The following is a 9483-nucleotide window of genomic DNA, read 5'->3' on the forward strand; positions in this document are numbered from 1 at the left end:
GGGGCCTCACCGGGGTGCGGGTGCTAGGCGACGATCAGGTAGAAGCCGTACGCCACCGCCGCCGCGCAGGCGGCGAAGCAGGCGTACGCACCGGTGACCGCCAGCGGGGCCGAGCCGCCGGTGGCCACCGCCCGCTCGCGGCGGGCCAGGCCGCTGACGCCGAGGGTGAACAGGCCCACCAGGGCCACCGTGACCACGAGGCTGACGCCGAAGACGGAGCCGAGGGCCGCCCAGTCGATCTTCATCGGGATGTTCCTCCAGTTGCCGGGTGGTCAGACCCGGGCGGACGGCGCGGTGGTGGCGGGGGTGTGCCCGGTCGTACGGGACTCGGCGGCGGCGGCCGGGATGGTGGCCGTCAGGTCGTCCGTGACGATGCCCACGGGGGGCGGGGTGACCACGGCCATCGCGGTGGTCACCACACCGGCCGGCTCGGTGTACTCCCCGGCGGCGACGTGGGTGTGGTCGATGACCTCCCGGCGGGAGATCTTCCAGATGGCGAGGCTGGAGCCGACCAGGAAGAGCGCGACGAGCGCGGTGCCCCAGTCGCCCAGGCCGGTCACGGCCTCGGCGCCCGCGCCGACCAGCGCGGCGGCCGGCAGGGTCAGCGCCCAGGCGGCGAACATCCGGGTCGCCGTGGACCAGCGGACCACACCGCCCTTGCGGCCGAGGCCCGCGCCCAGCACCGAGCCGGAGACGACATGGGTGGTGGAGAGGGAGAAGCCGAGGTGCGAGGAGGCGAGGATCGCGGTCGCGGCGCTGGTCTGCGCGGCGAAGCCCTGGCGGGGCTCCAGGTCGGTCAGGCCCTTGCCCATGGTGCGGATGATGCGCCAGCCGCCGATGTAGGTGCCGAGCGCGATGGCCAGGCCGGCGGAGAGGATCACCCAGGTGGGAGGGTTGGAACCGGGCGCCAGCGCGCCGCCCGCGATCAGCGCGAGGGTGATGATGCCCATGGTCTTCTGCGCGTCGTTGGTGCCGTGCGCCAGGGAGACCAGGCCGGCCGAGGCGATCTGGCCCCCGCGGTAGCCCTTGCGGGTGGCGGCGCTGTCGCCGTCGCGGCCGATGCCGTAGGAGAGGCGGGTGGCGAGCATCGTGGCGAGACCCGCCACGATCGGCGCCGCGACCGCCGGGAGCAGCACCTTGGTGACGAGCATGTCGCCGTGGACGGCGCCGAAGCCCGCCGAGGCGACGGTGGCACCGACGAGGCCGCCCATCAGGGCGTGCGAGGAGCTTGAGGGCAGGCCCACCAGCCAGGTCAGCAGGTTCCAGAGGATCGCGCCGGTCAGAGCCGCGAAGATGACCTCGGGACGGATGCCGGTCTCGTCGACGAGACCCTTGGAGATCGTGTTGGCGACCTCCACCGAGAGGAAAGCGCCCACCAGGTTGAGCGCGGCGGACATGGCCACCGCGACCTTGGGCTTGAGAGCGCCGGTCGAGATGGTGGTGGCCATCGCGTTGGCGGTGTCGTGGAAACCGTTCGTGAAATCGAACGCGAGTGCGGTTATCACCACTATCGCGAGGATCAGCGAGAAGCTTTCCATTTACCCAGGCAATCGTTCGAAGTCATTGGCAGGATGAACGTAGGCAACCTGGGTGAACGGAAGGTGAACTAGGACGGGCGCCTTGGCGCCGGAAGCGGGATCTCCGGTTCCGGGTGGCGACCGGGTGGCTTCTGGGCGCCTCCGGGCCGCTTCCAGGGGCTTGCGGGGCCCGTGCGGGGCCCGTTCAGTACCCGCGCGCGAAGGCCCGCAGCCGGGCGGCGGAGCCGTCGAAGAGATCCTGGTCACCCGGCAGCCGCCCCCTGGTGCCGTGCTGCCAGAACGTCCAGTACCGCCAGCCGCCCGGCAGCCTGCCGGGGCCGGACGAGCCGTGGTCGGCGATCCACAGGGCGTGGTCGCCGGAGAAGGCACGGCTGTCGCCGGTGCAGGCGGCCCACCAGCTGGCGGTGGTGTAGATGACCGGGCGGCGGCCGCTCTCCCGGCGGACCTCGTCACTGAAGGACCTGATCCAGCGCACCATCCGCCCCCGGCTCAGCCCGTAGCACCTGTGGTGCTTGTCGTACGGGTTGTACTCGATGTCGAGCGCGGGCGGCAGCGTCACCCCGTCCGGCTGCCAGTCACCGCCGTGCCGGACGAAGTACGCGGCCTGCGCGGCACCGGAGGAACGGTTCGGCAGGGCGAAGTGGTAGGCGCCCCGGATCAGTCCGGCCCGGCGCGCGCCGTCGTACTGGCCGGCGAAGTAGGGGTTGCGGTAGGCCGTGGACTCGGTCGCCTTCACGTACACGAACCGGGCGCCCTCGGCGCGGGCCGTGTACCAGTCGACGCGCCGCTGGTGGGAGGACACGTCGTGCCCCCTCGGCCGGGCCCCGCGCGGCTCGGGCGTCGCGGTCACCGGGGCGTGGGCGCCGGAGAGGGCTCCGGTGAGGGTGAGCGCCGAGAGGGCCGCCGCGAGCATGCCGGCGCGGCGACGGGTTGACGATCGGTCACGGGCCATGCGGTCCCCCGGCGAGATGTGGTCCAGCGGGCAAGAGGGAGGAGAGGGAGCGAGAGGGAACAAGAGGGAGCGATAGGGATCAGTGAAAGCCGGGGAAGGGGCGGAAGTATGACTATTTCTGGCGTTTCCGGTTGCTTTCGCTCGTTCGGAGGCGAGTGCGGCGCGCGAAGCGGGCACGCGCCCGGCCGCCGGCTGGCAGGATCGGCGTATGGCGGAACAGCGGCGGGACGCGGACGGCGACGAGGTGCGGGCCTGGGCGGAGCTGGTGGCCACCGCCCGGCGGACCGTCGCCGACGGCCTGGTCGTCGGCACCTCCGGCAACGTCTCCGCGCGGGCCGGCGACACCGTCCTGGTCACCCCTTCGGGCGTGCCCTACGACCGGCTCACCCCGTCCGACATCACCGGCGTCGACCTCTCCGGCCGCCAGGTGCTCGGGTCACTGGTGCCGACCAGCGAACTCCCCATGCACCTCGCGGTCTACCGCACCACCCACGCCCGCGCCGTCGTGCACACCCACGCCGTGCACGCCACGGCCGTCTCCACCCTCGTCACCGAGCTGCCCGCCATCCACTACATGACCTGCGCGCTCGGCGGCCCCGTACGGGTGGCCCCCTACGCCGCCTACGGCACCCCCGAACTGGCCGCCCACCTGCTGCGCGCCCTGGAGGACCGTTCCGGCTGCCTGCTGCGCAACCACGGCACGGTCACCTACGGGGACACCCTGGACGCCGCCTACGACCGCACCGCCCAGCTGGAGTGGATGTGCCGGGTCTGGCTCACGGCGTCCTCCGTGCCGGGCCTGGCGCCGGCCCTGCTGACGGAGGCGGAACTGACCGAGGCGGGAGAGCGGCTGCGGGGATACGGCCAGCGGTGAGCCATCGCTGACCGGGGGCGCGGGGGTGCTCCACTGGCCGGTACCGGACCGGGCCCCGACACTGGACCCGTGCGCAAAGTCCACACAGCCGCTACCGCGATCGGTGCCGTGCTGGCCGCCGGCGCCGCGTCCGTGGCCGTCGGCAGACTGGCCAGCGGCGCCGCGCTGAAGCTGCCGCCCGGCCGCCCACTGCCCACCGAACCCCGGCTCACCGTGCACGGCGTGGAGGGCGCCCGGATCACCCTCACCCGCGATCTCGCCTCCCGCCGCCCCGGTGTCCACGGCCTCGCGGGCGACGGCTCCCACGCCGTCGTCGGAGCGGTGCTGGAGGGGGCCGAACCGAGCGCGGACACGGTCGTACGCGCCCTCGAACGCGTCACCCACGGAACCTTCGCCTCCGGCGACTCCGCCTGGCTCACCCCCAACGCCTACGTCGGCGACCCCTGCTCCGCCCTCGGTCTCGACCACGCCGACATCGACATTCCCGGCGAACTCGGCCCGCTGCCCGCGTGGTTCGTGCCCGCTTCCCGGGACACCTGGGTGATCGCCGTGCACGGCCTGGGCACCACCCGCGAGCTGACCCTCAACGTCATGGGGATACTCCACGCGCTGGGGCTGCCCGTACTCGCCCTCGCCTACCGGGGCGACCTCGGCGCCCCGCGCTCCCCGGACGGCCTCAGCCACCTCGGCGAGACCGAGTGGCGGGACGTGGACGCGGCGATCCGCTACGCGGTCCGGTACGGCGCCCGCCGGGTCGTCCTCCTCGGCTGGTCCACCGGTGCCACGATGGCCCTGCGCGCCGCCGAACAGTCCTCCGCACGGGACCGCGTCGCCGGGCTGATCCTCGACTCGCCGGTCCTCAGCTGGGAGACCACCCTGCGCGCCCTGGCCCACGCCCGCCATGTCCCCGGCCCCCTGCTGCCGCTGGCGGTACGCGCCGCCCAGGGCCGCGCCGCCACGCGCCCCGCCCGCGAGGCTCCGGGCGTGGAACCCCTGGCGGTCCCCACTCTGATCATCCACGGCCCCGACGACACGATCGCCCCCTGGGCCGACTCCCGCCGCCTGGCCGCCCGCCAGCCCGGCCTGATCTCCCTCCACCCCGTCCCCGAGGCCCCCCACTCCGCCATGTGGAACACGGACCCCACGGCCTACGAGGATCTGCTGCGCCGCTTCCTGACCCCGCTGCTGTAGCGGCTCCGGCCCGTCGGACCCCGGCCGGGGCCCCCGGTTCTGGCCCTCTGTGTCGCCCGCTGTGACATCCCGTTTGGGTTTTCGGACCGTCAACCGGAAGACTGCACCCGTGACGTCCCGTATCCCGCGCGACTCCAGGCTCCGAATCGTCCGACCGCGACCCCTGGCCGCCGCCCCCAGAGCTGTGAACCAGCGCCGCACGCGCCGCGCCGCGCCCAGGCCGCCCGAGGGGACCCCGGCCCCCGCCGAACTGGCGAGACTCGCCCGGACCGTCCTCGCCGGGGCGGTCCGCGTGGCCCGGTGGGCCGACCTCGCCCTGGGGCCCGGCAGCGAAAGCGCCACGGCGGACGGCAAGGCAACCCTCTCCGAAGCGACCGCCGACCGCGCCGCCGCCGACCTCGGCCTCACCACCGAGCAGCTCCGCGCCGACTGGGACACCGCCCGCCTCTCCGGACTCGTCGAGGTGCACGGCGACAGCGCCCGCCCCGGCTGGCGCCTGCGCGCCTGGGACCGGGACGACAGCGCCGTGCTGCGCGGCTGGGTCGCCCTCTTCGACGCCTGGTCGCTGGCCTGCCCCGAGCCGCGCGGCCAGGAACCGGCCACCGTGGCCGAGGTCGTCTCGGCGATGCCCCAGGTCCTCTCCTTCCTCCAGCTCTCCGCAGGGCCCGTCCCGGCGGAGCAGTTGCTCGACCTGCTCCAGCAGCGGGTCACCGAACTGCGCACCGAGCGCTGCGAGGTCACCTACCCTCCCGGCGCCGACGAGGCCCCCGTCCTCACCGCCCCCGCCCCGGACGTCCCCCTCGCGCCCCTCCTCGACTGGGCCGTCGAAGCGCTCGCCGCCGTCGGCGCCCTCACCCACGGCGACGGCCACGCCACCCTCACCCCCCTCGGCAGCTGGGCGGTCTGGGTCAAGCTGGAGCAGATCTGCGTCGCCGCGCAGAGCCCCGCCGGCAACATCGAGCAGTCCGCCGAGGACATGCTCCGCGGCTGCGCCCAGCTCCGCCCCAACGCCGCCCGCGCCGAATACCGGGCCTGGCTCGCCGCCCGCACGGTCGGTGGCGCCGTCGGCCAGCTCCTGGCCGCCGCCCGCGGTGACGACGCGCTGCTGCGCGGCCTCGCCTTCGAGGCGCTCCGCGTGGTCGGCGCCCCCGCCGAGCACGAGGTGCGCGCCGTCGTCGGGGAGCCCGCGCTGCGCCCCTACGCCCTGCTGTGGCTCGCCGAGTACGACGGAATCGACCCGGAGGACGCCCACGAGGTCCTCACCCGCGAGGAGGCCACCTGGCTGTGGGTCGACACCGCCGCCGCCGTCGCCGACCACGGCGAGACCGAGATGCTCGTCCGGCACCTGGAGGCGGCGGTGCAGCCCACCGTCCCCGCCCTGCTGGAGGAGGTCCGGGCCGTCGGGCACCCCCGCACCGTGCAGGTGCTGGTCGCGCTCGCCGCCGCCCACCCCGACCCCGCCCTCGCCAAGGCCGTACGCCGGGCCGCCTTCCAGGTCCACACCGGAGGCTGAGCGGCCGCCGCGGCGCCCCCGCCGCTCAGGGAGCGATCGCGGGGGCGTACGTACCGAAGCTCCATATGTTGCCCTCGGCGTCGCGCGCCATGTAGTCCCGCGAGCCGTGGTCCTGGTCCGTCGGGGGCATCAGGATCTCCACACCGTGCTCCACCGCGCGCCGGTGATGGGCGTCCACGTCGGCCGCGTCGGCCAGGACCACGTACGTCCCCGCCGGGCCCGCGCCGCGCATCGCCTCGGCGAAGGCACCGCCGCGCCCCTCGGACCCCAGCATCACCGCCCCGTTCCCCTGGGTCAGCTCGGCGTGCAGCACCGTGCCGTCCTCCGACTCGTACACCGCCAGCTCGGTGAAGCCCAGCGCCCCGGTCAGCTGCGCGATGGCCGCCCGCGCGTCCGCGTACAGCAGCGTCGGGTACATGCTCGGGCGCCCACTCGTGTCCGCCATGCCGGTCACTCCCCTCGTGAACGGGTCTGTCCCGCTTCGTCACCTCAAGTCCTGACAGTCTGGCAGTGACCACTGACAACGCCTCAGCCGAACGTGTCGCACCGGTCCGGGTCGCCCGTCCGGTACCCCTGGTCGAACCACTGCTGGCGCTTGAGCGAGGAGCCGTGGGTCCAGGTCTCCGGGGTGACCTTCCCCTGGAACTCCTTCTGGATGCGGTCGTCGCCCACCGCCGCCGCCGCGTTCAGCCCGTCCTTGATGTCCGCCGGGGTCAGGCTGGTGATCAGCGGCCGCCCCGTCGACTCGTCCGGCGTCGTGGTCGCGTGGTGCGCCCAGACCCCGGCGTAGCAGTCCGCCTGCAGTTCCACCCGCACCGAGTTGCTGTTCTCGCCGGTCTGTCCGTCCTGGCTGCGGCCCAGCGTGCCCATCAGATCCTGCACGTGGTGGCCGTACTCGTGCGCGATGACATACGCCTGCGCGAACGGACCCCCGCTCGCCCCGAACTTCGTGCGCAGCTCTTCGAAGAAGCCCAGGTCCAGATAGACCCGCTTGTCACCGGGGCAGTAGAACGGCCCGACCGCCGCCGTCGCCGCCCCGCAGGCGGTACGGATCTGCCCGCTGAACACGTACGTCTGAGCCGGGGTGTACCGCTTCCCCCGCTGCCGGAACTCCTGCGACCAGTAGTCCTGCACGCTGTTGACCACCGCGACCGCCCGGCAGTCCTCCCGGGTGTTCGCGTCCCGGCCGGTCCGGCAGGACTGCTGCACCTCGCTCACCGAGGAGGGCCGGGCCGCCGGGTCGTCGCCGCCCGAGGACAGCCCGAGCTGGTCCGGGCCGACGCCCAGGAACAGCGCCAGCAGCAGCCCGACCAGCCCCACCACACCGCCGCCGATCGTCGCCCGGCCGCCCGGCAGCCGGCTCCCGCGCACGTCCCGCACCTCGGAGGTGTCCAGATTCGCGTCGTCGTCGAACTGCACAGTCCGTCACCCTCCGTCACCTTCTGGCATTGCTGCCCGGACCGCCACGCCTGTCGTGTGCGCCCCCTGCGCCACCCCTACCCCGAGACGCCCCGCACCCCGCCGCCCGAGTCAGGAAAAGGGCTTGCCCGCCCCCGTTAGACTGGCCCCATGGCCATTCTCCTCGCGCATTAGACGGCGGGAACGCCCTCGACAGCCACCCACCCGTCAACCACGTACGCCCAGGAGTATGTCCGTGATCTCCGCCTCCGGTATCGAGCTGCGCGCCGGTGCGCGCGTCCTCATCGAGAACGCCACCTTCCGGGTCGCCAAGGGCGACCGCATCGGCCTCGTAGGCCGCAACGGCGCCGGCAAGACCACCCTCACCAAGTGCCTCGCCGGTGACGGCATCCCGGCCGCCGGCACCATCACCCGCTCCGGCGAGGTCGGCTACCTCCCGCAGGACCCCCGCACCGGCGACCTCGACGTCCTCGGCCGCGACCGCGTCCTCTCCGCCCGCGGCCTCGACGTCCTGATCCGCAAGATGCGCGAGAACGAGCAGCGGATCGCCAACGGCTCCGGCGCCACCCGCGAGAAGGCCATGCGCCAGTACGAGCGCCAGGAGACCGAGTTCCTCACCAAGGGCGGGTACTCCGCCGAGGCCGAGGCCGCGACCATCGCCGCCGCCCTCAACCTGCCCGACCGCGCCCTCGGCCAGCCGCTGCACACCCTCTCCGGTGGTCAGCGCCGCCGTATCGAGCTGGCCCGCATCCTGTTCTCGGACGCCGACACCCTGCTGCTCGACGAGCCCACCAACCACCTCGACGCCGACTCGATCGCCTGGCTGCGGGACTACCTCAAGACCTACCGCGGCGGCTTCATCGTGATCTCCCACGACGTCGACCTGGTCGAGACGGTCGTCAACAAGGTGTTCTACCTGGACGCCAACCGCGCCCAGATCGATGTCTACAACATGGGCTGGAAGCTCTACCAGCAGCAGCGCGAGGCCGACGAGAAGCGCCGCAAGCGCGAGCGGCAGAACGCCGAGAAGAAGGCCGCCGCGCTCAACTCGCAGGCCGACAAGATGCGCGCCAAGGCCACCAAGACGGTGGCCGCGCAGAACATGGCCAAGCGCGCCGACAAGCTGCTCGCCGGCCTCGAAGCGGTCCGCCAGTCCGACAAGGTCGCCAAGCTCCGCTTCCCCGAGCCCGCCCCCTGCGGCAAGACCCCGCTGATGGCAGAGGGCCTGTCGAAGTCGTACGGCTCGCTGGAGATCTTCACCGACGTCGACCTGGCCATCGACAAGGGCTCGCGCGTCGTCATCCTCGGCCTCAACGGCGCCGGCAAGACCACCCTGCTGCGCCTCCTCGGCGGAGCCGAGCAGCCCGACACCGGCGAGGTCGTCCCCGGTCACGGCCTCAAGCTCGGCTACTACGCCCAGGAGCACGAGACCCTGGACCCCGAGCGCACAGTTCTGGAGAACATGCGCTCGGCCGCCCCGGACCTGGACCTGGTCGAGGTCCGCAAGACGCTCGGCTCCTTCCTGTTCTCCGGCGACGACGTGGACAAGCCGGCCGGGGTCCTCTCCGGCGGCGAGAAGACCCGACTGGCGCTCGCCACCCTGGTCGTCTCCTCGGCCAACGTGCTGCTGCTGGACGAGCCGACCAACAACCTCGACCCCGCCAGCCGCGAGGAGATCCTCGGCGCGCTGCGCACCTACAAGGGCGCCGTCGTCCTCGTCACCCACGACGAGGGCGCCGTCGAGGCGCTCCAGCCGGAGCGGATCATCCTGCTCCCCGACGGCGTGGAGGACCTTTGGGGCTCCGACTACGCCGATCTGGTCGCTCTCGCCTGACCCCGTAGGACCCCTCCCCGGCCCGCCCGGGGCCTCGTGATCCACCCCGACCGGATCATTCGGCCCAGCGGTGATCCCCCATCTGAGTGAGATCTCCTCATACCGAGGTGTGTCCTACACGGATTTCCCGGCCGGTCCCCCGGTACCCGAGCGGTACCGGGG

General features: G+C 73.2%; 9 protein-coding genes. 4 read left to right on the plus strand and 5 right to left on the minus strand.

Going from position 1 to position 9483, the window contains the following annotated elements; translation table 11 throughout:
* Positions 1-23 precede the first annotated feature (23 nt).
* From ACFWN1_RS29060 to ACFWN1_RS29070, 3 genes are all read right to left on the minus strand, one after another.
* Positions 24-245, minus strand: a complete 222-nt coding sequence (locus ACFWN1_RS29060; RefSeq protein ID WP_030815516.1) for a hypothetical protein — start codon at positions 243-245, stop codon at positions 24-26.
* A 27-nt stretch (positions 246-272) separates the two neighbouring features.
* On the minus strand, positions 273-1538 hold the full coding sequence (locus ACFWN1_RS29065) for an anion permease (RefSeq protein WP_384368294.1): 1266 nt from the start codon (positions 1536-1538) through the stop codon (positions 273-275).
* 184 nt (positions 1539-1722) lie between these two features.
* A complete protein-coding gene (locus tag ACFWN1_RS29070) occupies positions 1723-2490 on the minus strand; it encodes a lysozyme (RefSeq protein ID WP_384368297.1) in 768 nt (255 codons plus the stop codon).
* 208 nt (positions 2491-2698) lie between these two features.
* Between ACFWN1_RS29070 and ACFWN1_RS29075 the strand changes: the two genes are divergently transcribed.
* The 3 genes from ACFWN1_RS29075 to ACFWN1_RS29085 all read left to right on the plus strand — a co-directional run bounded on the left by ACFWN1_RS29075 (position 2699) and on the right by ACFWN1_RS29085 (position 6068).
* Complete coding sequence (locus ACFWN1_RS29075) at positions 2699-3364, plus strand: class II aldolase/adducin family protein (protein ID WP_384368300.1); 666 nt, start codon at positions 2699-2701, stop codon at positions 3362-3364.
* 69 nt (positions 3365-3433) lie between these two features.
* The gene (locus ACFWN1_RS29080) at positions 3434-4555 is read left to right on the plus strand and encodes an alpha/beta hydrolase (RefSeq protein WP_384368302.1); all 1122 of its coding nucleotides are present in this window, start codon (positions 3434-3436) and stop codon (positions 4553-4555) included.
* A 109-nt stretch (positions 4556-4664) separates the two neighbouring features.
* On the plus strand, positions 4665-6068 hold the full coding sequence (locus ACFWN1_RS29085; RefSeq protein WP_384368305.1) for a hypothetical protein: 1404 nt from the start codon (positions 4665-4667) through the stop codon (positions 6066-6068).
* Between the two features lie 25 nt (positions 6069-6093).
* On the opposite strand, the gene ACFWN1_RS29090 is transcribed toward ACFWN1_RS29085, so the two are convergent.
* Positions 6094-6513 carry a VOC family protein gene (locus ACFWN1_RS29090; RefSeq protein WP_384368308.1) on the minus strand — a complete coding sequence of 140 codons (420 nt, stop codon included), beginning with the start codon at positions 6511-6513 and terminating at the stop codon, positions 6094-6096.
* Positions 6514-6596: 83 nt separating this feature from the next.
* Positions 6597-7487 carry a neutral zinc metallopeptidase gene (locus ACFWN1_RS29095; RefSeq protein WP_384368310.1) on the minus strand — a complete coding sequence of 297 codons (891 nt, stop codon included), beginning with the start codon at positions 7485-7487 and terminating at the stop codon, positions 6597-6599.
* Between the two features lie 235 nt (positions 7488-7722).
* Here ACFWN1_RS29095 and abc-f point away from each other — a divergent pair, with 235 nt between their 5' ends.
* Complete coding sequence (abc-f, locus tag ACFWN1_RS29100; RefSeq protein WP_384368313.1) at positions 7723-9321, plus strand: ribosomal protection-like ABC-F family protein; 1599 nt, start codon at positions 7723-7725, stop codon at positions 9319-9321.
* The last annotated feature ends 162 nt before the right edge of the window (positions 9322-9483 follow it).

The sequence above is a fragment of the Streptomyces sp. NPDC058459 genome (assembly GCF_042721685.1).
Lineage (GTDB): Bacteria > Actinomycetota > Actinomycetes > Streptomycetales > Streptomycetaceae > Streptomyces.

Bases quoted from the DNA above. Each gene is read 5' to 3' on its own strand.
- ACFWN1_RS29060 (WP_030815516.1), bottom strand. From the start codon at position 245: ATGAAGATCGACTGGGCGGCCCTCGGCTCCGTCTTCGGCGTCAGCCTC.
- ACFWN1_RS29065 (WP_384368294.1), bottom strand. From the start codon at position 1,538: ATGGAAAGCTTCTCGCTGATCCTCGCGATAGTGGTGATAACCGCACTC.
- ACFWN1_RS29070 (WP_384368297.1), bottom strand. From the start codon at position 2,490: ATGGCCCGTGACCGATCGTCAACCCGTCGCCGCGCCGGCATGCTCGCG.
- ACFWN1_RS29075 (WP_384368300.1), top strand. From the start codon at position 2,699: ATGGCGGAACAGCGGCGGGACGCGGACGGCGACGAGGTGCGGGCCTGG.
- ACFWN1_RS29090 (WP_384368308.1), bottom strand. From the start codon at position 6,513: ATGGCGGACACGAGTGGGCGCCCGAGCATGTACCCGACGCTGCTGTAC.